Below are 24,271 nucleotides of genomic sequence, written 5' to 3'. Positions count from 1 at the left end.
TTGCTTTAAAACAATTAATAGTTGCTTGATCAAACGTCTGCAAGATGGACAATCATCCTTCCTGCAGGCGCCTTCACAAGATACCTGCGCATACTTTCAAAGATCCGGGGAAGTGGCCTCAGCGCCGCTCCCGTGTGCCGCGAAGTTTCCTTCGTGGCGAGCCGCCCATTATGCCAGACTTTTTCAGTCCGTCAACACCTTCGTTCGATCATCTCGTTCGGCGGTGGTGGGCGCCCTGTTGTCGCTGAAGCCCCTTGGGGGCGACCCCTGCGACGGGGGAGGAGAAGTATGTCCCCATTCCGATCATTTGTGAAGGGGGTGTGGCGATTTTTTTCACCGGATGTTGCATCGGTTCATGCGCCGCGCTGCGGCAGGAACCCGTGAAGAGCAGCCGAGCGTGGGCTTGGCCCTACAAGAGCAAAAGGAAGGGCCGGCTGGCGCCGGCCCTTCCTTCTTCTCAGCCAGCGACCAGGCGCACGCGGGCGAAGGTGCGCTTGCCGACCTGCAGCAGGCCTTCGAAGCCCGGCTGCAGCACCTGCTGGCCGTCTTCGACCACTTCACCGTCCACCTTCACCGCGCGCTCCTTGAGCTTGCGGTTGGCTTCGGAGTTGCTCGGGGTCAGGCCGGCCGCCGTCAGCAACGCGGCAATACGCAGGCCTTCGGCCGGGATCGCCACATCCTGCAGCGGCAACTGGGTGATGTCGCCCTGCCCGGTCACCGCCGCCTCCCAGCCGGCAATCGCCTGCTCTGCCGCCACGGCGTCGTGGAAACGGGTCGCCAGCTCACGCGCCAGGCGCAGCTTGACCACGCGCGGGTTCAGGCCGCCATTGGCCACCTGCTCGCGCAGCTGCACGGCCTCGGCCTGGCTGATGTCGAAGGACAGCAGCTCGATCCAGCGCCACATCAGGGTGTCGTCCACCTTCATGGTCTTGGTGACGATGTCGATGGCCGGCTCGCTGATACCAATGTAGTTGCCCAGCGACTTGGACATCTTGTTGACGCCATCCAGGCCTTCCAGCAGCGGCATGGTCAGCACCACCTGCGGCTTCTGGCCATGGTGTTCCTGCAGGCCACGGCCCATCAGCAGGTTGAACTTCTGGTCGGTACCGCCCAGCTCGACGTCGGCCTCCAGGGCCACCGAGTCGTAGCCCTGCACCAGCGGGTACAGGAACTCATGGATGGCGATGGACTGCTGGGCGGCATAGCGCTTGGCGAAGTCGTCGCGCTCGAGCATGCGTGCCACGGTGTGCTGGCCGGCCAGGCGGATCATGTCGGCCGCGCCCATCTTGCCGAACCACTCCGAGTTGAAGCGGACTTCGGTACGGCTGCGGTCGAGCACCTTGAACACCTGTTCCTCGTAGGTACGGGCGTTGGCCAGCACGTCATCGCGGCTGAGCGGCTTGCGGGTCAGGCTCTTGCCCGAGGGATCGCCGATCATGCCGGTGAAGTCGCCGATCAGGAAAATGACCTGGTGGCCGAGGTCCTGGAACTGGCGCATCTTGTTCAGCAGCACCGTGTGGCCCAGGTGCAGGTCGGGCGCAGTGGGGTCGAAGCCGGCCTTGATCCGCAGCGGGCGGCCTTCCTGCAGGCGCGCACGCAGATCCTCGAGCTTGAGGATCTCGTCGGCACCGCGGCCGATCAGGGCAAGGGCTTCTTCAATCGAGGACACGTGACTACTCCCGGCAACGCCGATTCTTGTGTGGGGTGTTAAAGCAAAGTTAACCCGATTGGCTTCACAAAAGCCAATGGGCACAAGGGTTTGACGCGGTTTTCTCAGGTGTCTATGGTAACCGGCGATCAGGCCCGCGCTCCCGGGCTGCCAGGAAAAAACCGCCGATGCACAATTCCGAACAAGGGCGCGCACGCAAGCAGCGCTTCCAGGAACGCCTTCACGTCCTGCACGACAACGCCCTGCATCGGAAGCTCAGGCAACACCTTCCCGCCGCCTTCAATGAGCGCTGGACCCGCCGCCATTGGATGCACGCCAGCCTGTTTGCGACCATCGGCGCCCTGGTGGCGACGATCGTCCCCGGTTTCTCGCACACCATTGATGCGCCTTACGCGGACAGCCACACGAGCCTGGCGCTGCCGCTGCCGCCGTTGACCATGGCCCGCCAGCAGCAGGTGCCGGGCGACAGCTGGCAGGTGCTGCGCATCCAGCGCGGCCAGACCCTGAGCGACCTGTTCGACAAGGCCGGCATTCCGGCCACCACCCTGCACCGGGTGCTGGAGCACCCCGGTGCGCGCGAGGCGCTGACCAAGCTGCGCCCGGGCGCCGAGATCGCCTTCGACATGCCGCTGTCCGGCGACCTGCGCAGCATCCGCTTCGATCGCGACGCCGATAACCGGGTGGAACTGAGCCTGACCGGCGATGACATCAAGGAGAAGGTGACGCGGCGCGAGACCTCCACGCGTACCGTGGTCACCAGCGGCGAGATCACCAGTTCGCTGTATGCCGCGGCCCGCCGGGCCGGGCTGTCGCCGTCGGCGATCGCGACGATGACCGACGACATCTTCAAGTACGACATCGACTTCTCGAAGGACCTGCAGCCGGGCGACCGCTTCAGCGTGGTGATGGACGAGACCTGGCGCGAAGGCGAGAAGGTGGACACCAGCAAGATCCTGGCGGCGACCTTCACCACCGGGGGCAAGACCTATTCCGGCTTCCGCTTCGACCGCAACGGCAAGTCCGAGTACTACGACATCAACGGCCGTTCGTTGAAGAAGAGCTTCATCCGCATGCCGATCCCGTTCGCGCGGCTGAGCTCGACCTTCGGCGCACGCAAGCACCCGGTGCTGGGCAAGATGCGCATGCACAAGGGCGTGGACTACGCCGCGCGCACCGGCACGCCGATCATGGCCGCCGGCGATGCCCGCGTGCAGTTCGCCGGCGTGCAGCGCGGCTACGGCAACGTGGTGATCCTCGATCACGGCCGCGGCCACACCACCCTGTACGGGCACATGTCGCGCTTTGCGAACATCAAGACCGGCCAGCGCGTGGCCCAGGGCACGGTGATCGGCTACGTCGGCTCGACCGGCCTGGCCACCGGCCCGCACCTGCACTACGAATTCCGCGTCAACGGCGAGCACCGCAACCCGCTGACCGTGACCATGCCGCCGCCGGAGCCGCTGAAGGGCGCCGAGCTGGTCGCCTTCCGCGCACAGACCGCGCCGGCGATGGCCCGCATCCAGGGCATGGAGAAGCTGATCTACGCCGATGCCAGCCCGGCACCGACCAGCCGCGACGAGGCCGCCACCGAGGTGGCCAGCGCCAAGGACAAGCAGGCAACCGGCCGCAAGCGCGGCTGAGCGCGCTGCGTTGACGAACAAGGACGCGGCAGCCCAAGCTTGCCGCGTCCTTTTTTTATGCCCGCCATGAACACCACTGCCGACGCTGACGCCCCCCTGTACCTTGGCCTGATGTCGGGCACCAGCGCCGACGGCATCGACGCTGCGCTGGTGCAGTTTCCCGCGGGCGGTGGCTGCCGCTTCGTGCACGGCCTGACCGCCCGCTGGGAACCGGTGCTGCGCGCGCGGCTGGTGGCGCTGGGCGAAGGTGGCCCGTTGGATTCGCTGGAGGAGCTGGGCGAACTGGACGCGCGGATTGCGATCAACTTCGCCGAGGCCGCCAACCAGCTGCTGGCCGAAGCCGGCGTGGACCGCAGCCAGGTGCGCGCGATCGGCTCGCACGGCCAGACCGTGCGACACCGCCCGCTGGCCGATCCGGCGTTCACTGTGCAGCTGGGCGACGGCAACCGCATCGCCGAACTGACCGGAATCACCACAGTATCCGACTTCCGCCGTCGCGACGTAGCGGCCGGGGGGCATGGTGCGCCGCTGATGCCGGCTTTCCACCTGGGCATGCTGGGTGCCGCCGATGAAGACCGCGCGGTGCTCAACCTGGGCGGCATCGCCAACCTGACCCTGATCCCGCGCGAAGGCGCGGTGCGCGGCTTCGATACCGGCCCGGCCAACGCGCTGATGGATGCCTGGTGCCAGCGCCACACCGGCCGTACCTTCGATGCCGATGGCGCGTATGCCGCCAGTGGCGCGGTGGACGAGGGCCTGCTGGCCGGCTGGCGTTCGGACCCGTGGTTCGCGCTGCCGCCGCCGAAGAGCACCGGGCGCGAGCAGTTCCACCTGGCCTGGGCCGAGGCGCACATGGGGGAAGGCGAATATGCCGCTGCCGATGTGCAGGCCACGCTGCTGGAGCTGACCGTGGCAACCGTGGCCGATGCGCTGCTGGCGCAGCAGCCGCAGACCCGGCGCCTGCTGGTCTGTGGCGGCGGCGTACGCAACCGGCAGCTGATGAAGCGGCTAGCGGCGCGGCTGCCGGAGGTGCAGGTGGAGTCCAGCGCGGTGCATGGGCTGGACCCGGAGTACGTGGAGGCGATGGGATTCGCCTGGCTGGCGCAGCGGACGATGGACGGGCTGGCCGGCAACCTGCCGAGCGTGACCGGAGCCAAGGGGCCGCGGATCCTGGGGGCAGTCCACCTGGCGTGAGGTGGCGCCATCCACGCATGGCGTGGATTCACCGGGCAGCCGAGCGTGGGCTTGGCTCTACAAAGCCGCTAATCGAAGCCCTGCCCTGCGGGCAAGGCCTGCAGGGCGGCGATGGCGTCGGAGAGGGCGTCCACTTCGGGATCGCCGAAACCGGAGCGGACCTCCAGTTCACTGCTGAACAGGCCCTGCTCCAACAAGGCGGCGCAGGTCTGTTCATGGGTCCAGCCGCGGGCGACCGCGACACGTCGGATACGTTCCAGCAGCAGCGGGTCCAGGTCCCGCAGCACAACGTCGGCCATGCTCACTTCCCCGTTCGCAAGGCACCGCCCCCTCGGCGCGTCGGGGGCGATGATCCCGCAGTCCGGGCGGGCAGGCAATCAGGCGACCGGCGGCGGCCCGCGGTCGGCGATCCGCGGCCACAGCCAGGCCAGCAGCAGCAGGGTCGGCACCACAGTGATCGAGCTGAGGATGAAGAACGTGCTGTAGGACGTCGCCTCAACGATGTATCCGGAGACACCGCCGATGAACTTGCCCGGCAGGTTGGCCAGCGATACCAGCAATGCGTACTGCGTGGCGGTGAAGTTGCGGTCGGTCAGCGACGACATGAAGGCCACCAGCACGGTGCCGGCGAACCCCTGGAACAGGTTGTCGGCACTGAGCGCGGCATAGAACGCCCACAGCTTGCCTGGGTTGTGCGCCATCAGCAGGAAGGCGAGGTTGGACATCGCCACGCCCAGTGCGGCCACCAGCAGCATGCGCCGGAAGCCGAATGCGGCCACCGCAATACCCCCCAGGAACGCACCGCCGATCCCCATCCATACACCGAACAGCTTGGACACGGTGGCGATGTCGGCCTTGTCGAACCCCGAATCGAGATAGAACGGCCCGGCCATCACGCCGATCACCTGATCGGGGAACTTGAACAGGCCGACGAAGGCCAGCAGCACCAGTGCCAACGCCAGGCCATTACGGCTGAAGAAGCTGGAGATGGGCTGGACGAAGGCTTCGGCGATATCGATGCGACGCTGCACCGCCGTGGCCGGGCGCTCCGGTTCGGCGCACAGCAGGGTAGTGACGATCGGCAGCAGCATCAGCGCGGCCATCGCCAGGTAGGCGACGATCCAGCCTTCGAACTGCGCCAGGTACAGCGCGCCGGCACCGGCCAGGATCAGGCCGATCCGGTAGCCCAGCGTATAGGTGGCCGCCAGCGCGGCCTGCGCGGTCTGCGGAGCGATCTCGATACGGTAGGCGTCGACCGCCGAGTCCTGGGTGGCGCCAGCGAACGACGCCACCAGCACCCACATCACCAGTGGCCAGACGCCCTCTTCCGGCCGCACGAAGGCCAGTGCGACCAGGCCGACCAGCACCAGCACCTGCGATACCAGCAGCCACGAACGGCGGCGGCCGAGCGCGCCCAGCAGCGGAAATGCATAGCGGTCCAGCAGCGGCGCCCACAGGAACTTGAGCAGGTAGAAGAAGCTGGCCAGGCTGATCAGGCCGATGCTGCCCAGGTCCAGGCCGACGTCGCGCAGGCGCGTGGACAGCGTCTGCGAAGCGATCAGCAGGAACGGCAGGCCACTGCCGAAGCCAAGCATGGCCATGGTCAGCGCCGACGGGGTACCGAAGGCGCGCTTGATGCCTGCCCAGCCCTTGTAGCTGACCGGCGTGGCGGCCTCGGTCACAGGTCGTAGTCCACGGTGAACGGGGCGTGGTCGGAGAAGCGCTCGTCGCGGTAGATCGAACAGCTACGCAGTTTGTCGCGCAGGCCCGGCGTGATGAACTGGTAGTCGATGCGCCAACCGACGTTGTTGGCGCGGGCGGCGCCGCGGTTGCTCCACCAGGTGTAATCCTCGCCGGTGGGATTGAGCAGGCGGTAGGCATCGGCCCAACCGCGGCCGGCGGCGACATCGGTGGCCTGGCCATGGTCGGCGCAGAGGGCGTTGAGCCAGTCGCGCTCCTCCGGCAGGCAGCCGGAATTCTTCTGGTTGGACTTCCAGTTCTTGATGTCCAGCGCCGAACGCACGATGTTCCAGTCGCCGCACAGCACGTAGTCGCGGCCGCTGCGCGCCCACTCCTCCAGGATCGGCCGCAGCCATTCCATCACTTCGAACTTGAAGCCCTGGCGCAGGTCACCCGAGCTGCCGGAGGGAATATAGAAGGAGACCACGCTGAGGTTGCCGTAGCGCGCCTCGATGTAGCGGCCTTCGTCGTCGAACGGCGCCCAGCCCAGCGAGGTGATGACCTGGTCCGGCTCGCGCCTGCTGTAGATCGCCACGCCGCTGTAGCCCTTCTTGGTGATGGCGTCGCGGTAGAAGCAGTGATGGCCATCCGGACGGAACATCGGGTCGGTCAGCTGGTCTTCCTGGGCCTTGGTTTCCTGGATGCACAGGACGTCGGCGTCCTGGGCCCGGAACCAGTCCAGGAAGCCCTTGGTCGCGGCGGAACGGATGCCATTGGCATTGAAACTGATGATGCGCATGCGGGGACCTGCGGCGGGAAACCGGGCAAGCATACCGGTTGCCCGTGGGGCTGCGCAGTCCGCCAGGCAACGCCGCGACAGGCTTCACGCGGGGCCGGACGAGCGCGAAACGCCCAGCTGGATTAGGATTTGTGCTCCAAATGAAGATGAATCGAGTTTTGATGAGCGACCACCGCCACCGTTTCCTGCAGCTGGCCCTGACCGCCGACGCCCTGCGCTTCGGCCAGTTCACCCTCAAGTCCGGCCGGCTGAGCCCCTATTTCTTCAACGCCGGCCGTTTCGACTCCGGTTCGCTGCTGTCCCAGCTCGGCGCCTGCTATGCCGATGCCATCGATGCCAGCGGGATCAAGTACGACGTGGTGTTCGGCCCGGCCTACAAGGGCATCCCGCTGGCCACCGCGATGGCCTGCGAGCTGGCCCAGCGCGGCCGCGACCTGCCGCTGTCATTCAACCGCAAGGAAGCCAAGGACCACGGCGAAGGTGGCCAGCTGATCGGCGCTGACATGAATGGCAAGCGCGTGCTGATCGTCGACGACGTGATCACCGCCGGTACCGCGATCCGCGAAGCGCTGGGCATCATCCGCGCTGCCGGCGGCACCCCGGCCGGCATCGTGGTAGCCCTGGACCGTCAGGAGATCGCCTCGGAAACCGACCGCCGCTCGGCGGCGCAGTCGGTGGCCGAAGAGGCCGGGATTCCGGTGATCGCCGTGGCGTCGCTGGCCGATCTGCTTGATTTCGCCTCCGGCAACCCGGAACTTGTGGGTTACCGCCAGCCGCTGGAAGCCTACCGGGCCCAGTACGGCGTCCGTTCGATCCGCTGACCGACCCAGGGGAAAGGTCATGTCCCGAGTTCCTGCCGTTCTCTTTGCCGGCCTGCTGCTGGCCGTGCCATCCACCGTGCCGGCGCAGTCGCGCGACGGCGGCAAAGTGGAGAAGAAGCTGTATTGCTGGAACGAGGGCAAGGAGCGGATCTGCAGCGATTCGCTGCCAGCCGATGCGGTCAATCACGCCCGCGAGGAGTTCAACGCGAAGAGCGGCCTGCGCAATGCGCAGGTCCAGCGCGCGTTGACCGACGAAGAGCGCGCCGCGGCCAGCACCGAGGCGCAGCAGCAGCAGCTGGACCTGATGGCCGAGCAGACCCGCCAGCGCACCGAACAGGCGATGCTGTCCACCTATGGCAGCGAGGACGACCTGCGCCGGGTGTTCGCCGAGCGCCAGGAAGTGCTCGACAACAACCTCAAGACCGCCGAGTACAACGTCACCAGCCTGCGCGAATCGCTGGTGGCGCTGTTGTCGGCCGCTGGCGACCGAGAACTGGCCGGTGGCAAGGTGGCCGACAAGCAGGCCGAGGCGATCCGTCAGCGGCACGTGCAGTTGCGGGCGCAGCAGCGCCTGCAGGCGGGGTTCCTGCAGCAGCAGCAGGTGCTGAAGGCCGAGATCGACAGCACGCTGCAGCGCTACCGCGAGCTGAAGGGCGTGGCGCCAGCGAGCCAAGCGCCGTGATTCGCTTGTAGGGTCGAGCCCATGCTCGGCTCCGCGTGGCCTTGGGAAAGAGCAGCCCAGCATGGGCCCGGCTCTACAGTGGGCGGCGCCTGGTTACGGCTTGGCCCACGGAATTTATGCACTCTTTACGCGTCGGCACGGTCCGGCGCGTAGTGCGTTTATGGGCGGCAGGACGACGATGACGGCCTGAGGTGGAGGGGTTCCACCAGGACGCTATTGCAATGTCCCCCTGGCTGTCGTTGTTGTGTGGCGTGCTGGTGCTGGTCGCCGCCGCCTATCTCCTTTATGTCGTGCTGCGGCCCGAGTCGTTCTGAGCGGAGCCTGCCATGACCGAGATGCTTGTGATTATTGCCGCCAGCCTGTTGCTGGCGTGGCCGCTGGGCCTGTACCTGGCGCGGGTGATGCGCGGCACGCCGATGAGGGCCGACGTGCTGTTCAACTGGATCGAGAAGCCGCTGTACAAGGTGTTCGGCGTCGATCCCTCGCGCGCGATGTCCTGGCGCGGCTACGTGCTGGCCTTCTTGCTGAGCAACGTGGTGGTCGCCGTACTGACCCAGGCGGTGTTCATGACCCAGGCCTGGTTGCCGTTGAACCCGGACCAGATCCCGAACATGCGCTGGGACACCGCGCTGCACACGATGATCTCGTTCCTGACCAACACCAACCAGCAGCACTATTCGGGCCAGGCCCAGCTGTCCTACCTCTCACAGATGACCGGCATCACCGGCCTGCAGGTGGTGACACCGATGATGGGCCTGGCGCTGGCTGTGGCCACGCTTCGCGCGTTGTTCTCGCGTGCGCCGCAGGCTGCGGCGGCCACCGGTGCCGGCGACGACCGCCAGGTGGCGGTGGGCAACTACTACGTGGACGTGGTGCGCCTGTGCGTGCGCTTCCTGTTGCCGCTGTGCCTGGTGTGGACCCTGCTGCTGACCAGCCAGGGCGTGCCGTCGACGATGGCCGGTGGCCCGCAGGCCACGCCGATCGATGCCAGCGCCGGCATGACCGGACAGAAACTGCCGCTGGGCCCGGTGGCGGCGATGGTCGCGGCCAAGCAGCTGGGCGCCAACGGTGGCGGCTGGTACGGCCCGAACAGCAGCTTCCCGCTGGAGAACCCGACCCCGCTGTCGAACGCGCTGGAGATCGTCGGCATCCTGCTGGTGCCGATGGCGGTGATCTTCATGATCGGTGCGTTCACCGGCCGGCGCCGGTTCGGCGCCCTGGTGTTCAGCTGCATGCTGGGCATGTCGCTGCTGTCCACCGGCGCGATGGTGTGGAGCGAAGGGCACAGTGCCAGCGCCGCCACGCCGCTGCTGATGGAAGGCAAGGAGGTGCGCTTCGGCGCCGACGGCACGGCGCTGTGGGCGGCGGTGACCACCCAGGTCTCCAACGGGTCGGTCAACGGCATGCATGACTCGCTGGCGCCGCTGAGTGGCGGCATTGCGATGGTCAACATGCTGGTCAGCGCGATCTGGGGCGGCATCGGCTGTGGCCTGCAGCAGTTCATCGTGTACCTGCTGCTGGGCGTGTTCCTGGCCGGGTTGATGACCGGACGTACGCCGGAACTGTTCGGCCGCAAGCTGGAGACGCCACAGGTACGCCTGCTGGCCCTGCTGGTGCTGCTGCAGCCGATCACCCTGCTGGTGTTCACCGCGATCACCCTGGCCGTGCCCGGGCTGGCCGCTACCTCCAACCCGGGCTTCCATGGCATCAGCCAGGTGTTCTACGAGTACGTCTCGGCCTACGCCAACAACGGCTCGGGCTTCGAGGGGCTGGGCGACGCCACGCTGTGGTGGAACCTGAGCTGCTCGCTGGTGCTGCTGCTGGGCCGCTTCCCGCTGCTGATCATCCCGCTGGTGGTGGCCGCACAGCTGGCCGCCAAGCGCCAGGCGCCGGAGTCTGCCGGCAGCCTGCAGATCGAAACCCCGACCTTCGCCCTGACCCTGGTCTCGGTGATCGTCATCCTGACCGTGCTGCAGTTCATGCCGGCGCTGGTACTCGGCCCGATCGCCGACCACCTCAGCCTGGGACTGCACTAAGGACGCCCCGATGAGTACCCACGCAAGTTCCACCCGTAGTTCCCTTGCCCCGCGCCCTGCGCTGCTTGATGGCGCCGGCCTGCGCCGTGCGCTGGTCGAAGCAGTACGCAAGCTCTCGCCGATGCATCTGGTGCGCAGCCCGGTGATGGCGGTGGTGATGGCCGGCACGATCGTCGCCGCCATCGTCACACTGACCGACAATGCGCCGCTGGGCTTCGGCCTGGCGGTGACCGCGATCCTGCTGGTGACTGTGTTGTTCGGCAATTTCGCCGAAGCAGTGGCCGAGGCGCGTGGTCGTGGCCAGGCCGCGTCGTTGCGCCGCGCGCGCCAGGATCTGGTGGCGCGGCGCCTGGCCGCACCGCAGCCGGGGGCTGCGGAAGCCCAGGTACCCGCCGCTGAGCTGCGCCCGGGCGACCATGTGATCGTCAGTGCCGGTGAGCTGGTGCCGGCCGATGGCGAGATCGTGCAGGGCCTGGCCACCATCAACGAGGCGGCGGTGACCGGCGAATCCGCCCCGGTGCTGCGCGAGGCCGGTACCGACCGTTCCGGCGTGATCGGCGGCACCAAGGTGCTGTCCGACCAGATCATCGTGCGGGTGACCGCCGAGCCGGGGCACAGCTTCCTGGACCGGATGATCGCGCTGGTGGAGGGTGCCAACCGTCAGAAGACGCCGAACGAGATCGCGCTGACCCTGTTGCTGGCAGCGATGACGCTGACCTTCCTGGTGGTGGTGGCGACGCTGCCGGCGATCGGTGCGGCGGTAGGCGTGCAGGTCGATCCGCTGCTGCTGATCGCGCTGCTGGTATGCCTGATCCCGACCACCATCGGCGGGCTGCTGCCGGCCATCGGCATCGCCGGCATGAACCGTGCGCTGGCCGCCAACGTGCTGGCCAAGTCGGGCAAGGCGGTGGAAGTGGCCGGCGACGTCGACGTGCTGCTGCTGGACAAGACCGGCACCATCACCTACGGCGACCGCCAGGCCAGCCACTTCCATCCGTTGGCCGGCATCGACGCCAGCCAGCTGCGTGAAGCGGCGCTGCTGTCCTCGCTGGCCGACCCGACCCCGGAAGGCAAGTCGATCGTGCGCCTGGCGCGCGAGCAGGGCTGCGCCACCGCCGAGCCGGACCATGCCGAGTACCTGGCGTTCAGTGCGCAGACCCGCATGTCCGGCGTCGATCTGGAACATGGCCGGCAGATCCGCAAGGGTGCCGCCGATGCGATCCGCGCCCATGTGCAGGCGCTGGGCGGCAACGTGCCGGCGGAACTGGCCGGTCGCGTCGAGCAGGTGGCGCGCAATGGCGCCACCCCGCTGGTGGTGGCCGAGGGTCGCCACGTGCTGGGCGTGATCGAACTGTCGGACGTGGTCAAGCACGGCATGCGCGAGAAGTTCGCGCAGCTGCGGGCGATGGGCATCCGTACGGTGATGATCACCGGCGACAACCCGCTGACGGCTGCAGCCATTGCCGCCGAGGCTGGCGTCGACGACTACATCGCCGAGGCCCGCCCGGAGGACAAGCTGGCGCGCATCCGCCAGGAACAGGCCGGTGGCCGGCTGGTGGCAATGGTCGGTGACGGCACCAACGACGCCCCGGCACTGGCCCAGGCCGACATCGGCCTGGCGATGAACTCCGGCACGCAGGCGGCGAAGGAGGCCGGCAACATGGTCGACCTCGATTCAGACCCGGCCAAGCTGCTGGCGGTGGTGGAAGTGGGCAAGCAGCAGCTGATCACCCGCGGCGCGCTGACCACCTTCTCACTGGCCAACGACGTCTCCAAGTACTTCGCGATCCTGCCGGCGCTGTTCGCCGCGGCCGTTCCGACCATGGCCGCACTGAACGTGATGCAGCTGTCGAGTCCGCGCAACGCGGTGCTGGCGGCGCTGATCTTCAACGCCCTGGTGATTCCCGCGCTGATCCCGCTCGCCCTGCGCGGCGTGCGCTTCCGCCCGGCCACCGCGACCGCGCTGCTGCGCCGGAACATGCTGGTGTACGGCCTCGGCGGCGTGCTGCTGCCGTTCGCGGCAATCAAGCTGATCGACCTCCTCCTTGTCCTGGTATTCGGCGCATGAACCGTTCTGTTTCCACCTCCACCTCCCTGCCCCGCGAAGCGAACGCCGAGGCCCGCGTGGCCAGCCTGCAGGACGACGCCCGCTGGCGCCCGGCGATCGGCCTGGGCCTGGCCACCCTGCTGCTGGCCGGCGCGGTCTATGCCGGCATCGCCACCGGCTTTGCCGGCCTGGCCTACCCGACCCAGGCCGAAGGCAGCCTGCTGCGCGATGGCAGCGGCCAGGTGCGTGGCTCGGCCTGGTTGGCGCAGCCGTTCACCGGTGACGGTTACTTCCAGGCGCGTCCGTCGGCGGCCAACTACGACCCGATGGCCGCGGCCGGTTCCAACCTGGCGCGCAGCAACCCCGCGCTGGCCGAGCGCGTCGCCGCCAGCACCGCTGCGGTGGCCGCACGCGAAGGCATTGCCCCGGCGCAGGTGCCTGCGGACCTGGTCACCCAGTCCGCCGGTGGCCTGGATCCGCAGCTGTCGCCGGCGGCGGCGCAGCTGCAGGTGGTACGCGTGGCGCGTGCCCGTGGCCTGCCGGTGGAGCGCGTGCAGGCACTGGTGCAGGCGCATACCGAAGGGCGCCAGTGGGGCCTGTTCGGCCAGCCACGGGTGAACGTGGTGACGCTGAACTTCGCGCTGGACCATGCGGCCAAGACGCCGTGATGCCGGGCTGTACCCGCTGCGCGCACAATGGTGGCCATGACAGCGGCCCCCATGACTGATGCACGTACCCGCCAGGCCGATGCCCTGGTTGAAGGCCTGCAACGCGAAGCCGGCGGCAAGCTGACCGTGTTCCTCGGTGCGGCGCCGGGCGTGGGCAAGACCTACACCATGCTGACCCGTGCGCAGGAACAGCTGCGCCGCGGCGTCGACCTGGTGGTGGGCCTGGTGGAAACCCATGGACGCACCGATACCCAGGCCCTGCTGGAGGGCCTGCCGCAGCTGCCGCTGAAGGACGTGGCCTATCACGGCCATGTCCTGCAGGAGATGGACCTGGATGCCGTGCTGGCACGGCATCCTGCGCTGGTGCTGGTGGATGAACTGGCCCACCGCAATGCACCGGGCAGCCGCCATGAGCGGCGCTGGCAGGATGTGATGGAGCTGCTGGATGCCGGCATCGACGTCTGGACCACGGTCAACATCCAGCATCTGGAAAGCCTCAACGACGTGGTGATGCGGATCACCGGCGTGCGCGTCAGCGAGACCGTGCCCGACGGCGTGCTCGACCGCCTGCACGACATCGTGCTGGTCGATCTGCCGCCGCGCGAACTGATCGCTCGCCTGCAGCAGGGCAAGGTCTATGTGCCCGAACAAGCGGCACAGGCACTGCAGGCGTTCTTCTCACCGGCCAACCTGACCGCGCTGCGCGAACTGGCGATGCAGGAAGCCGCCGACCGCGTCGACAGCAGCCTGCGCGAAACCCGTGCCGCGCGCGGCGAAAGCAATCTGCCCCTGCGTCGCGGCGTTCTGGTGGCCATCGACGGGGGCGGCCAGAGCGAATACCTGGTGCGCGTGGCGCGGCGCATCGCAGAGCGCCGCGACGCACCGTGGACGGTAGTGACCGTGCAGGGCCGGCGCCAGGACGAGGCGACCCGGCGCGAGATCGATGCGGCCTTCGCGCTGGCACGGCGGCTGGGCGGCGACGCCGAACTGCTGCACGGATCGAGCATTGCCGATGCCCTGCTCGACCATGCCGCACACAACGGCGTGTCGACCCTGGTGCTGGGCCGGACCCGCGAACGGCCGCTGGCGCGGATGTTCAACCGCACCCTGACCCAGCAGCTGATCCAGCGTGGCGCGCATTACGAGATCACCATCATCAGCACGCCGCAGGCACGCGCACGCTCGCGCCGCGAGAGCCTGCTGCCGCCAATGCGCGGTATCAGTCATGAACCGGCACAAGCCCTGATCGCCACCGCGCTGGCCTGTGCGGTGGCGTGGCTGGCCGAACACTGGGTGGGCATGGCCGACCTGTCGATGGTGTTCATCGTCGCGGTGGTGCTGGTGGCTGCACGCACGCGCGCCAGCGTGGCGGTGATGGCCGCGATCCTGTGCTTCCTGGCCTACAACTTCCTGTTCATCGCGCCGCGCTTCACCTTCGCCATCGGTGCGCGCCAGGGCGTGATCACCGTGTTCCTGTTCCTGGCTGCGGCACTGGTGGCCGGGCGCCTGGCCTCGCGCCTGCGCATGCAGGTGATTGCGCTGCGTGCGGCCAACCGCCATGCGCGTGCGCGCCAGCAGCTGGGCCGTCAGCTGGCCAGCGCGGCCGGCAACGGCGAAGTGGCACAGGCGGGCCGGCATGCGCTGGAGCAGGCCCTGGACGTGCCGGCGTGGCTGCGGATCGGCACCGATACCGCCGCCGGTGGCCGCAGCCAGCCTGGCGATACCGACCTGGCGGCCGCCGACTGGGCACTGCGCCACGGCCAGCCCAGTGGGCGTTTCACCGATACCCTGGCCGGCGCGCAATGGTGGTTCCTGCCGCTGCTGGACGGCGAAGACCGTGCGATCGGCGTGGCCGGCCTGTACCTGCCCGGCACACAGGCGCGCCTGCTGCCCGAACAGCGGCAGCTGGCCGAAGCGATGGTCGATGACATCGCACAGGCCGCGCTGCGTACGCGGCTGGTGGCGGAACTGGAGCAGGCACACGTCAGCAACGAGACCGAGCGGCTGCGTTCGGCGCTGCTCTCCTCGGTGTCGCACGACCTGCGCTCGCCACTGGCGGCGATGATCGGGTCGGCCGACAGCCTGGCCAGCTACGGTGCAGCGATGGATACCGCTGATCGCCGCGCCCTGCTGGACACCATCCTGGTCGAGGGCGAACGGCTGGACCGCTACATCCAGAATCTGCTGGACATGACCCGGCTGGGTCATGAAGGGCTGAAGATCAACCGCGACTGGATCGGCGTGGACGAGCTGATCGGCTCGGCGGCACGGCGCCTGCAGCGCTACCAGCCAAAGGTACGGCTGGAGCTGGACATCCCAGCCACGCTGGCACCGATCTGGGTGCACCCGGCGCTGGTCGAACAGGCCGTGTTCAACGTGATGGAGAACGCGGCCAAGTTCTCGCCGCCCGACGCCGCCGTGCAGGTACAGGCGCGCGAGCTGGACGGCCAGCTGCGCATCGACGTGATCGACGCCGGCCCCGGCATTCCCGATGACGAGCGCGCGCGCATCTTCGACATGTTCTACAGCGTCGAGCGCGGTGACCGAGGCCGCCACGGCACCGGCCTGGGCCTGACCATCTGCCAGGGCATGATCGGCGCACATGGCGGCAGCGTGCAGGCGCTGCCCGGACGCGACGGTCGCGGTACCCTGATCCGCATCACCCTGCCCCTGCTCAAGCCAGCCTCCCACGATGAGCCCGACCCCGATTGATGCCAGCGTGCCGGCCGCACGCGTGCTGGTGATCGATGATGAAACCCAGATCCGCCGGTTCCTGGACATCAGCCTGCGCGCGCAAGGCTACCAGGTGCGGCAGGCCGCCACCGGCCAGGAAGGCCTGCAGCTGGCTGCCAGCGAGGACATGGACCTGGTGATCCTGGATATAGGCCTGCCGGACATGGAAGGCCACGAGGTCCTGGAACAGCTGCGCCAGTGGAGCCAGGTGCCGGTGATCATGCTGACCGTGCGCGCCGGCGAAGCCGAGAAGGTGCGCGCACTGGATACCGGCGCCAACGACTACGTGACCAAGCCGTTCGGCACGCAGGAACTGATGGCGCGCGTGCGGGCGCTGCTGCGCACGCGCAGCGTGCCGACCGATGGCACACCGCCGGTGTTCGACGATGGCCACCTGCACGTGGACCTGGTGCGTCGCGAAGTCGCCCTGCAGGGTGAGCCGGTGGCGTTGACCCGCAAGGAATACGCGCTGCTGTCGCTGCTGCTGCGCAATGCCGGACGGGTGGTGACCCAGCCGCAGATCCTGCAGGAGATTTGGGGGCCGACCCACCAGCACGACACCCACTACCTGCGCATCCTGGTCGGCAAGCTGCGGCACAAGCTGGGCGATTCGGCGCTGGATTCGCGCTACCTGTTCACCGAGCCGGGCGTGGGGTTGCGGTTCAAGGGGTAGTGCCGGCCGCTGGCCGGCAACTGCAGGGTGTGTGAGGTTCATGGGCTTGCCGGCCAGCGGCCGGCACTACCCATTCTGCTGCAGCTTCCAAAGGGGTCAGAACCCCAGCGGGGTGTCGCCCAGCACTGGTTGCAGCTGGCTGCGGAACAGGGCCTGGATGCGTTCCAGTGCCGCCTCGTCGTTGCCTTCAAAGCGCAGCACCAGCACCGGCGTGGTATTGGAGGCACGCACCAGGCCCCAGCCATCGGCGAAGTCCACGCGCAGCCCGTCGATGGTCGACAGGCGGCCACCCACATACGGGTTGTCCGGGGACTGCGCCGCCGCCACCAGCATCGCCACCAGGGCATGCGGCGTCCCGTCGGCCACCGGTACCTTCAGCTCCGGCGTGGCGACCATTTCCGGCAGTTCGCCCAGCACCTCGTCCGGGGTTTCCTCGCGCTGGGCCAGGATCTCCAGCAATCGCGCAGCGGCGTACAGACCGTCGTCGAAACCGAACCAGCGTTCCTTGAAGAAGAAGTGGCCGCTCATCTCGCCGGCCAGCTCGGCATCGGTCTCGCGCATCTTCGCCTTCATCAGCGAATGCCCGGTCTTCCACATCAGCGGGCTGCCACCGTTGCGCAGCACATGGTCGGACAGCTTGCCGGTGCACTTCACGTCGTAGATCACCATCGCGCCCGGATTGCGCATCAACACATCGGCAGCGAACAGCATCAGCAGGCGATCGGCGTAGATGATCCGGCCTTCGCCGGTCACCACGCCCAGCCGGTCGCCGTCGCCATCGAAGGCCACGCCGAGATCGGCGCCAAAGCGCTTGACCGTCTGCACCAGGTCTTCCAGGTTGGCCGGTTCGCTCGGGTCGGGATGATGGTTGGGGAAGGTGCCGTCGACATCGCAGTACAGCGGAATGACGTCGGCGCCGATCGCTTCCAGCAGCTGCGGCGCCAGTGCGCCGGCCACGCCATTGCCGGCATCGGCCACGACCTTCAGTGGGCGGTCCAGCTGCACGTCATCGGCGATGCGCTGGATGTAGTCGGCACTGACATCGCGCTGCTGGTAGTCACCGGGCTCGGCGGCCTGCACCAGGCGGCCCTCGACGATGCGCTGGTAGAGATCGGTGATGGCATCGCCGGACAGCGTCTCGCCGCCAATGACCACCTTGAAGCCGTTGTACTCGGGCGGATTGTGGCTGCCGGTGACTGCCACGCAGGTGCCGGTACGCAGATGGAAGGCGGCGTAGTACACGAGCGGGGTCGGCGCCAGGCCGATGTCGATCACCGCGCAGCCGGCACGGCGCAGGCCCTCGGCCAGCCCAGCCGTCAGCTCGGGACCGGACAGGCGGCCATCGCGACCGATCACCACCTCGCGCAGGCCCTGCTCCAGTGCCACGGTGCCAATGGCCTGGCCGATCAGCGCCGCGGTCTTCGGTGTCAGTTCACTGCCCACCACGCCGCGGATGTCATAAGCGCGGAAGATGCCGGCGGCCAGCTCCTCGGCCGGCACCGGCGCTGGCGGCGGCGGTGTGACATCGCCACTGCCGGTCACAGCGGCCACGGGTGGCGGCGCCTGCTGCAGGCTCTCGCTCAGGGTCGGGCCATGGTCGGCCTCGGACGCTGCGGCGCGGCGCGGCAAGGGCAGCGACTTCGGCAGTCGGTCACGTCCCACCACCAGCAACACGGCAATGAACGCCAGCAGCAACGCCACAATGGCGCTGGCCAGCGCGCCCAGGCCCAGCGGACCGGCGTCGACATTCGGTACCGACGCGACCAGTCGCAGCGGCGTGCCAGCAACCGGGCGCGCCAGCGCTTCGGCGCTTTCGGACAGGCCCGCGTTGCCCTGGGTGACCAGATCGAAGCCACCTTGGCGCAGGCCAAGGAAGCCGGCGGACGGCGCACGCACCTGGTCCAGCGGCGAGGTCAGCCGCAGCAGCGGCTGGCGGACATAGATCACGGCCGGCCCCAGGCTGCCCAGCTGCACTGGCGCAGCCAGGCCCAGGCGATTGCCGCCACCATCGCGGACGACGCGCAGGCTGGGTTTGCCCTCAGCCACCGCCGCTTCCAGCAGGGCCAGGCGTGCATACCCGAAGGTGGCCGGATCGGCATAGGCGTTGGCCAGATCGGCCGTCAGAACCTCGACCTGCTCAACCCCGGTCCAGCTCTCGCGCACGGCCAGCGCCGCTGCAGCGGCATCGCCGGCCTGCAGCGCCTGCTGCACGCGATCGTTCTTCAACTGCTGCTGCAGCTGCTGCAACTGGCCTGCAGCGGCCTGCTGCAGGCCCTGCACGGCCTGGTCGCGCGCTTCTTCCAGCGCCTGGCCGTTGGCCTCCTGCCGCCATTGCTGCACCGCGCTCCATCCGAACCAGCCGGCCAGCAGGATCAGCAGCACCCCCAGTAGTGGTGCACTGCGACCCAACGACCGTCCCCGCTGTCCTTCCCCGATGCCGCTCATCGATGTCCCCTGTCAACGCACCCCGGTATGGCCGAATCCACCCGTGCCCCGCACGCTGTCGGTGAAAGTATCCACCACCTGCAGGCTGACGCGGGCAATCGGAACCACCACCAGCTGCGCGATGCGATCGCCGGGCTCGATGGTGAAGGCCTCGCGGCCACGGTTCCAGACGCTGATCAGCAGCGGCCCCTGGTAGTCGGCATCGATCAGGCCGGTGCCGTTGCCCAGCACGATGCCATGCCGATGGCCCAGCCCGGAACGCGGCAGGATCACCGCGCACAGGTTCGGGTCGGCAATGTGGATGGCCAGGCCGCTGGGCACCAGCGCGGTGTCGCCCGGCTGCAGGGTCAGCGCGGTATCCAGCGCCGCGCGCAGGTCCATGCCGGCGCTGGCTTCGGTGGCGTAGGCCGGCAGCGGCCAGCTGTCGCCGAAGCGCGGATCGAGCAGCTTGACCTGCAGCGGTCGGGAAAGGGATGCCTGGGTCATGCCTGGAGTCTCCGCGCGATCAGCGCCAGCAGTTGTTCGGCCAGTTCGCGCTTGGAGGTGGCCGGGAATACCTGTTCACCGTCCTGCCAGAAGGCCGTGGCGGCATTGTTGTCGCTCTCGAAACCACCGCCACTGATGCCGACCTGGTTGGCGATCACCAGGTCCAGGCGCTTGTCGATCAGCTTGCCGCGTGCATATTTCTCCACGTCGTGGGTCTCGGCGGCAAAGCCGACCACCAGCTTCAGCGACTGCGTCTGCGCGGCGACTTCGGCCAGGATGTCCGGCGTGCGCACCAGCTCGATCACCAGCGACTGGCTGTCGGCGGTCTTCTTCAGCTTCTGCGCGGCGACCTGGCGCGGGGTGTAGTCGGACACTGCGGCGGCACCGATATAGATGTCGGCGGGCAGCGACTTCAGTACGGCATCGCGCATCTGCGCGGCCGAGCGCACGTCGATGCGCTGCACGCCCGGTGGCGTCGGCAGCTGGACCGGGCCGCTGACCAGCACCACGTGCGCACCCAGCGCGGCGGCGGCAGCGGCCAGGGCAAAGCCCATCTTGCCGCTGCTGCGGTTGCCGACGTAGCGCACCGGATCGATGTCTTCGTAGGTCGGGCCGGCACTGATCAGCAGGCGCAAGCCCTGCAGGGCACGGGTTTCCGGCGCGGCAACCGTCGCAGCGGTACCGCCATTGGCCACCAGCGCGGCCACGATGTCGCCCGGTTCAGCCAGCCGGCCGGGACCGGATTCACCTTCGGCCAGCGGGCCATCGACCGGGCCGATCACCTGCGCACCGCGCTGGCGCAGCAGGGCGATGTTGGCCTGGGTAGCCGGATGCAGCCACATCCGGTGGTTCATTGCCGGGCAGATCGTCAGCGGTGCGGTGCTGGCCAGGCACAGGGTGCTGACCAGGTCATCGGCATGGCCCTGGGCCAGCCGCGCCAGCAGATCGGCGGTACCCGGCGCGACCACGATGCGGTCGGCCCAGCGGGCCAGCTCGATGTGGCCCATGGCCTGCTCGGAGGCGCTGTCCCACAGCGTGGTGCGGGTCGGCTGCCCGGACAGGGCCTGGAAGCTGAGCGGAGTGACGAACTGCTGGGCACCGGCGGTCATCGCCACCTGCACCTGGGCACCGGCATCGCGCAGGCGCCGCACCAGCTCCAGGGCCTTGTAGGCCGCGATCCCGCCTCCGACGCACAACAGCAGTTTCTGGCCTTCCAGCGCGCGGGCCGGCGCGGGGGAAGCGTTGGGGGAGTCAGCCACCTGGAATTCCTGTGCAAACGAGGGCATTAGCTTACCCGATGGTCGGTAATGTCCCGGTACACGGCACACATAGCGGGCGGCTATCAGCAGATGGGACTTGCGCCACAACGCTTCCGGGGTTCAAGACACTGCGATTCGGAACTTTCCTATACCTGTTGGCCGGCCACGTTTGCAGAATCGTCAGTGGCCACCGCAGGTGTGCCGCTTCGCTTTTCGAGGATTCCGCGTGCACCCGCGCATCATCATCGCCGACGACCATCCCGTCGTCCTGCACGGCATCCGCATCGTGCTGCAGACCCATCTGATGGAGGTCGTCGGCAGCGCGCGTGACGGCGCCCAGCTGCTGCAGCTGGTCGAGCACCACGGCTGCGACGCGGTGCTGACCGACCTCTCCATGCCGGGCACCGGCCCGGATGGCCCGGAACTGATCGCTGAGCTGCGCGCACGCCACCCGGGCATGCCCGTGGTGGTGCTTACCGGCGCCCGTCACCCCGGCCTGCTCGATGGCCTGCTGCGTGAAGGTGTCAGTGGCCTGGTCGACAAGTGCGCCGATTTCGGCGAGTTGCCGCAGGCCCTGAACGCGGCCATGGCTGGGCAGGTGTTCGTCTCGCAGCAGCTGCGCGACCACCTGCAGGCGCGCGACCTGATGTTCGCGCGTGAGCCGGCGGCGCTGTCGGCCCGCGAACAGGAAGTGCTGGACCTGTTGGCCGCCGGGCTGAAAGTGAACGCCATCGCCGTCCACTGCGGACGCAGCCCGAAAACGATCAGCCGGCAGAAGGCCGAAGCCAAGCGCAAGCTGGGGCTGCAGAACAACCAGGAGCTGTTCGCCTATCTGCAGTCGCGACGCGACTGAGGCAACAGCCTACCCGGGCGTGCGCCCTGCCCTGATGGGACGCATCACCCGCGCTGGCGATGATGCAGGCATGCCCATCCATGACTGGCCCGAGCAGGAACGTCCCCGCGAGAAGCTGATCGCCCGCGGCCCCGCCACGTTGTCCGACGCAGAGCTGCTGGCGCTGTTTCTCGGCTCCGGCTTCGGTGGACGCGACGCGGTGCAGACCGCCCGCGACCTGCTGCAGGCGCATGGCCCGCTGCGCGTGCTGCTGGACCGCCCGGCCCGCGAGCTGGCCCGGTTGCCGGGGCTGGGGCCGGCACGAAGCTGTGCACTGGCCGCCGGCCTGGAACTGGCCCATCGCTACCTGGCCGCCGAGCTTCAGCAGGGCGAGGCGGTCGGCAACAACCCAGCCGCGGTCGGCCGCTACCTGCAGCACCGCCTGCGCGGCCAGGCCCGCGAGATCTTCATGGCGCTGTTCCTGGACAACCGCCACCGGCTGATCGCCTGCGAGGAACTGTTCCAAGGCACCATCAATGCCGCCCCGGTCTACCCCCGCGAGGTGGTGCGGCGAGCCCTGCTGCACAATGCGGCAGCGGTGATCCTCAGCCACAACCACCCCTCCGGCGACCCGGAACCCTCCGGCGCCGATACCCGGATCACCGATGAACTGCAGCAGGCGCTGGCACTGGTGGACGTACGCCTGCTGGACCACTTCGTGGTCGGTGAAGGCCGCCCCGTTTCGTTTGCTGAACGGGGCCTGCTGTCCCCGCCCCAGCCACGCCTGTTCGGCTGAGCGGGCCTGACCAGGGCCGGGCAGGAACCCCCGCAGGCATGTTCTGGTCAGCGTGGGCGCGGGCATCTGCGCTAAAATGGGCGATTCCGCCGCTCATTCTCACAGCAGGCCTCGTGAAAAATCTCCTCCGCGCCCTGATCAGCCAAGGCATCGAAGCCTTGCGCGCCAATGGCACCCTGCCCGCCGACTCCCTGCCGCCGGACTTCGTGGTCGAGCGCCCGAAGACCCGTGACCATGGCGACTTCGCCACCAACGCCGCGATGCTGCTGGCCAAGGCCGCGCGCAGCAATCCGCGCGCACTGGCTCAGGCGCTGGTCGAGGCGCTGCCGCGCAGCGAGGACGTCAGCAAGGTGGAGATCGCCGGCCCCGGCTTCATCAACTTCCACCTGGCTCCGGCTGCGTACCAGCGCGAAGCCGCGTCGGTCATCAAGGAAGCCCACGACTACGGCCGCAACCTGTCCGGCAACGGCCGCACGGTGGGCGTGGAGTACGTGTCGGCCAACCCGACCGGCCCGCTGCATGTCGGCCATGGCCGCGCGGCGGCGATCGGCGACTGCGTGGCCCGCGTGCTCGATGCCAACGGCTGGAACGCCAAGCGCGAGTTCTACTACAACGACGCCGGCGTGCAGATCGAGAACCTGGCGCTGTCGGTGCAGGCCCGCGTGAAGGGCATTGCGCCGGACCAGGAAGGCTGGCCGGAAGGCGGCTACCGCGGCGAATACATCGCCGATGTTGCCCGCGCCTACATGGCCGGCGCCAGCGTTGACCTGGAAGGCACGCTGGTGGTCGGCGCCAAGGACCCGGACGACATGCAGGCGATCCGTCGCTTCGCCGTGGCCTACCTGCGCAACGAGCAGAACCTGGACCTGGCCGCCTTCGGCGTCGACTTCGACATCTACTTCCTGGAAAGCTCGCTGTACGCCGATGGCAAGGTCGCCGAGGCCGTGGCCAAGCTGCAGGCCTCCGGGCACACCTACGAGGAAGGCGGCGCGCTGTGGCTGCGCAGCACCGATTTCGGTGACGACAAGGACCGCGTGATGCGCAAGTCCGACGGCACCTTCACCTACTTCGTACCGGACGTGGCCTACCACCTGTCCAAGTGGCAGCGCGGCTACGAGCGCGCGATCACCGAACTGGGTGCCGATCACCACGGCTCGCTGGCGCGCGTACGCGCCGGCCTGCAGGCGCTGGAAGTGGGCATCCCGCAGGGCTGGCCGGAATACGTGCTGCACCAGATGGTCACCGTCATGCGCGGCGGCGAGGAAGTGAAGCTGTCCAAGCGTGCCGGCAGCTATTTCACCCTGCGCGACCTGATCGAGGAGGCCGGCCGCGATGCGACCCGCTGGTTCCTGATCGCGCGCAAGCCCGATTCGCAGCTGACCTTCGACATCGACCTGGCCCGCCAGCAGAGCAACGACAATCCGGTGTTCTACGTGCAGTACGCGCACGCCCGCGTCTGCAGCCTGCTGCGCCAGGCCCAGGAAAAGGGCCTGGTGTACGAGCAGGGCAATGGCCTGGCCAATCTGGGCCGCCTGGCCGACGATGCCTCGCTGGGGCTGATGAACGAGATCTCGCGGTATCCGGAAGTGGTGGAAGCGGCCGGCGTGGCGCTGGAGCCGCACCTGGTGGCGCAGTACCTGCGTGAATTGGCGCATGCCTTCCACACGTGGTATCACGGGACGCCGGTGCTGGTGGACGACGCCACCGATCGCAACGCCAAGCTGACCCTGGCCTGCGCGGCGCGCCAGGTGCTGGCCAACGGCCTCGAACTCCTGGGCGTGAGTGCCCCGGAAAAAATGTAAGCATCAGGA

20 protein-coding genes are annotated in these 24,271 nt (G+C 68.3%); 13 read left to right on the top strand and 7 right to left on the bottom strand.

Features of this window, described 5'->3' with window-relative positions; translation table 11 throughout:
- Window positions 1-457: 457 nt before the first annotated feature.
- Complete coding sequence (tyrS, locus tag AC10QF_RS07690; RefSeq protein WP_005420460.1) at window positions 458-1,669, bottom strand: tyrosine--tRNA ligase; 1,212 nt, start codon at window positions 1,667-1,669, stop codon at window positions 458-460.
- Window positions 1,670-1,836: 167 nt separating this feature from the next.
- Between tyrS and AC10QF_RS07685 the strand changes: the two genes are divergently transcribed.
- Window positions 1,837-3,309, top strand: a complete 1,473-nt coding sequence (locus AC10QF_RS07685) for a M23 family metallopeptidase (RefSeq protein WP_069140051.1) — start codon at window positions 1,837-1,839, stop codon at window positions 3,307-3,309.
- A 66-nt stretch (window positions 3,310-3,375) separates the two neighbouring features.
- The gene (locus AC10QF_RS07680; RefSeq protein WP_065179716.1) at window positions 3,376-4,503 is read left to right on the top strand and encodes an anhydro-N-acetylmuramic acid kinase; all 1,128 of its coding nucleotides are present in this window, start codon (window positions 3,376-3,378) and stop codon (window positions 4,501-4,503) included.
- Window positions 4,504-4,571: 68 nt separating this feature from the next.
- Here the strand turns inward: AC10QF_RS07680 and AC10QF_RS07675 are convergent, their stop codons facing one another.
- From AC10QF_RS07675 to AC10QF_RS07665, 3 genes are all read right to left on the bottom strand, one after another.
- The gene (locus AC10QF_RS07675; RefSeq protein ID WP_005420465.1) at window positions 4,572-4,802 is read right to left on the bottom strand and encodes a hypothetical protein; all 231 of its coding nucleotides are present in this window, start codon (window positions 4,800-4,802) and stop codon (window positions 4,572-4,574) included.
- Between the two features lie 78 nt (window positions 4,803-4,880).
- Window positions 4,881-6,185 carry an AmpG family muropeptide MFS transporter gene (locus tag AC10QF_RS07670; protein WP_005420467.1) on the bottom strand — a complete coding sequence of 435 codons (1,305 nt, stop codon included), beginning with the start codon at window positions 6,183-6,185 and terminating at the stop codon, window positions 4,881-4,883.
- The gene (locus AC10QF_RS07665) at window positions 6,182-6,982 is read right to left on the bottom strand and encodes an exodeoxyribonuclease III (RefSeq protein WP_069140053.1); all 801 of its coding nucleotides are present in this window, start codon (window positions 6,980-6,982) and stop codon (window positions 6,182-6,184) included. The genes AC10QF_RS07670 and AC10QF_RS07665 overlap by 4 nt, the downstream gene beginning before the upstream one ends.
- A gap of 161 nt (window positions 6,983-7,143) precedes the next feature.
- Between AC10QF_RS07665 and pyrE the strand changes: the two genes are divergently transcribed.
- From pyrE to AC10QF_RS07625, 8 genes are all read left to right on the top strand, one after another.
- Entirely contained in the window at window positions 7,144-7,803 is a 660-nt protein-coding gene (pyrE, locus tag AC10QF_RS07660) for an orotate phosphoribosyltransferase (RefSeq protein WP_005420471.1), read from the top strand.
- A 19-nt stretch (window positions 7,804-7,822) separates the two neighbouring features.
- Entirely contained in the window at window positions 7,823-8,485 is a 663-nt protein-coding gene (locus tag AC10QF_RS07655) for a hypothetical protein (RefSeq protein WP_134955770.1), read from the top strand.
- A 221-nt stretch (window positions 8,486-8,706) separates the two neighbouring features.
- Window positions 8,707-8,799 (top strand): potassium-transporting ATPase subunit F, encoded by a 93-nt coding sequence (locus AC10QF_RS07650; RefSeq protein WP_005407770.1) that lies wholly within the window; start codon window positions 8,707-8,709, stop codon window positions 8,797-8,799.
- A gap of 12 nt (window positions 8,800-8,811) precedes the next feature.
- Window positions 8,812-10,521 carry a potassium-transporting ATPase subunit KdpA gene (gene kdpA, locus AC10QF_RS07645; protein ID WP_494542006.1) on the top strand — a complete coding sequence of 570 codons (1,710 nt, stop codon included), beginning with the start codon at window positions 8,812-8,814 and terminating at the stop codon, window positions 10,519-10,521.
- Window positions 10,522-10,531: 10 nt separating this feature from the next.
- On the top strand, window positions 10,532-12,589 hold the full coding sequence (gene kdpB, locus AC10QF_RS07640) for a potassium-transporting ATPase subunit KdpB (protein WP_111096921.1): 2,058 nt from the start codon (window positions 10,532-10,534) through the stop codon (window positions 12,587-12,589).
- Window positions 12,586-13,236, top strand: a complete 651-nt coding sequence (gene kdpC, locus AC10QF_RS07635) for a potassium-transporting ATPase subunit KdpC (protein WP_100478987.1) — start codon at window positions 12,586-12,588, stop codon at window positions 13,234-13,236. The genes kdpB and kdpC overlap by 4 nt, the downstream gene beginning before the upstream one ends.
- A gap of 51 nt (window positions 13,237-13,287) precedes the next feature.
- A complete protein-coding gene (locus AC10QF_RS07630; RefSeq protein ID WP_111096922.1) occupies window positions 13,288-15,948 on the top strand; it encodes an ATP-binding protein in 2,661 nt (886 codons plus the stop codon).
- Window positions 15,929-16,642, top strand: coding sequence for a response regulator transcription factor (locus tag AC10QF_RS07625; RefSeq protein ID WP_005420506.1), 714 nt, complete (start codon window positions 15,929-15,931; stop codon window positions 16,640-16,642). Before AC10QF_RS07630 ends, AC10QF_RS07625 begins: the two co-directional genes overlap by 20 nt.
- A gap of 96 nt (window positions 16,643-16,738) precedes the next feature.
- On the opposite strand, the gene AC10QF_RS07620 is transcribed toward AC10QF_RS07625, so the two are convergent.
- The 3 genes from AC10QF_RS07620 to coaBC are packed head-to-tail and all read right to left on the bottom strand — an operon-like array spanning window position 16,739 to window position 20,859.
- Window positions 16,739-19,087: a phosphomannomutase/phosphoglucomutase gene (locus AC10QF_RS07620; protein WP_494542005.1), complete on the bottom strand. Its 2,349-nt coding sequence runs from the start codon at window positions 19,085-19,087 to the stop codon at window positions 16,739-16,741.
- A 12-nt stretch (window positions 19,088-19,099) separates the two neighbouring features.
- Window positions 19,100-19,573 carry a dUTP diphosphatase gene (dut, locus tag AC10QF_RS07615; protein WP_061478745.1) on the bottom strand — a complete coding sequence of 158 codons (474 nt, stop codon included), beginning with the start codon at window positions 19,571-19,573 and terminating at the stop codon, window positions 19,100-19,102.
- Window positions 19,570-20,859 (bottom strand): bifunctional phosphopantothenoylcysteine decarboxylase/phosphopantothenate--cysteine ligase CoaBC, encoded by a 1,290-nt coding sequence (coaBC, locus tag AC10QF_RS07610; protein ID WP_494542004.1) that lies wholly within the window; start codon window positions 20,857-20,859, stop codon window positions 19,570-19,572. Before coaBC ends, dut begins: the two co-directional genes overlap by 4 nt.
- 199 nt (window positions 20,860-21,058) lie before the next feature.
- On the opposite strand from coaBC, the gene AC10QF_RS07605 reads away from it, so the two are divergent.
- The 3 genes from AC10QF_RS07605 to argS all read left to right on the top strand — a co-directional run bounded on the left by AC10QF_RS07605 (window position 21,059) and on the right by argS (window position 24,262).
- The gene (locus AC10QF_RS07605; protein WP_061478747.1) at window positions 21,059-21,685 is read left to right on the top strand and encodes a response regulator; all 627 of its coding nucleotides are present in this window, start codon (window positions 21,059-21,061) and stop codon (window positions 21,683-21,685) included.
- Between the two features lie 70 nt (window positions 21,686-21,755).
- Window positions 21,756-22,460: a RadC family protein gene (gene radC / locus AC10QF_RS07600; protein ID WP_014035697.1), complete on the top strand. Its 705-nt coding sequence runs from the start codon at window positions 21,756-21,758 to the stop codon at window positions 22,458-22,460.
- A 113-nt stretch (window positions 22,461-22,573) separates the two neighbouring features.
- Window positions 22,574-24,262, top strand: a complete 1,689-nt coding sequence (argS, locus tag AC10QF_RS07595) for an arginine--tRNA ligase (protein WP_005420518.1) — start codon at window positions 22,574-22,576, stop codon at window positions 24,260-24,262.
- Window positions 24,263-24,271: the final 9 nt, after the last annotated feature.

This window comes from Stenotrophomonas maltophilia complex sp. Om-AH-Sm3 (assembly GCF_059337855.1).
Note: the sequence above shows the minus strand (reverse complement) of the source record. Positions and strands in the feature narration are given on the sequence as shown.

Excerpts from the sequence above, each read along its gene's own strand:
- AC10QF_RS07685 (WP_069140051.1), top strand. The coding sequence starts at position 1,837 with ATGCACAATTCCGAACAAGGGCGCGCACGCAAGCAGCGCTTCCAGGAA.
- AC10QF_RS07680 (WP_065179716.1), top strand. The coding sequence starts at position 3,376 with ATGAACACCACTGCCGACGCTGACGCCCCCCTGTACCTTGGCCTGATG.
- AC10QF_RS07675 (WP_005420465.1), bottom strand. The coding sequence starts at position 4,802 with ATGGCCGACGTTGTGCTGCGGGACCTGGACCCGCTGCTGCTGGAACGT.
- AC10QF_RS07665 (WP_069140053.1), bottom strand. The coding sequence starts at position 6,982 with ATGCGCATCATCAGTTTCAATGCCAATGGCATCCGTTCCGCCGCGACC.
- pyrE (WP_005420471.1), top strand. The coding sequence starts at position 7,144 with ATGAGCGACCACCGCCACCGTTTCCTGCAGCTGGCCCTGACCGCCGAC.
- AC10QF_RS07655 (WP_134955770.1), top strand. The coding sequence starts at position 7,823 with ATGTCCCGAGTTCCTGCCGTTCTCTTTGCCGGCCTGCTGCTGGCCGTG.
- AC10QF_RS07650 (WP_005407770.1), top strand. The coding sequence starts at position 8,707 with ATGTCCCCCTGGCTGTCGTTGTTGTGTGGCGTGCTGGTGCTGGTCGCC.
- kdpA (WP_494542006.1), top strand. The coding sequence starts at position 8,812 with ATGACCGAGATGCTTGTGATTATTGCCGCCAGCCTGTTGCTGGCGTGG.
- kdpB (WP_111096921.1), top strand. The coding sequence starts at position 10,532 with ATGAGTACCCACGCAAGTTCCACCCGTAGTTCCCTTGCCCCGCGCCCT.
- kdpC (WP_100478987.1), top strand. The coding sequence starts at position 12,586 with ATGAACCGTTCTGTTTCCACCTCCACCTCCCTGCCCCGCGAAGCGAAC.
- AC10QF_RS07630 (WP_111096922.1), top strand. The coding sequence starts at position 13,288 with ATGACTGATGCACGTACCCGCCAGGCCGATGCCCTGGTTGAAGGCCTG.
- AC10QF_RS07625 (WP_005420506.1), top strand. The coding sequence starts at position 15,929 with ATGAGCCCGACCCCGATTGATGCCAGCGTGCCGGCCGCACGCGTGCTG.
- AC10QF_RS07620 (WP_494542005.1), bottom strand. The coding sequence starts at position 19,087 with ATGAGCGGCATCGGGGAAGGACAGCGGGGACGGTCGTTGGGTCGCAGT.
- dut (WP_061478745.1), bottom strand. The coding sequence starts at position 19,573 with ATGACCCAGGCATCCCTTTCCCGACCGCTGCAGGTCAAGCTGCTCGAT.
- coaBC (WP_494542004.1), bottom strand. The coding sequence starts at position 20,859 with ATGCCCTCGTTTGCACAGGAATTCCAGGTGGCTGACTCCCCCAACGCT.
- radC (WP_014035697.1), top strand. The coding sequence starts at position 21,756 with ATGCCCATCCATGACTGGCCCGAGCAGGAACGTCCCCGCGAGAAGCTG.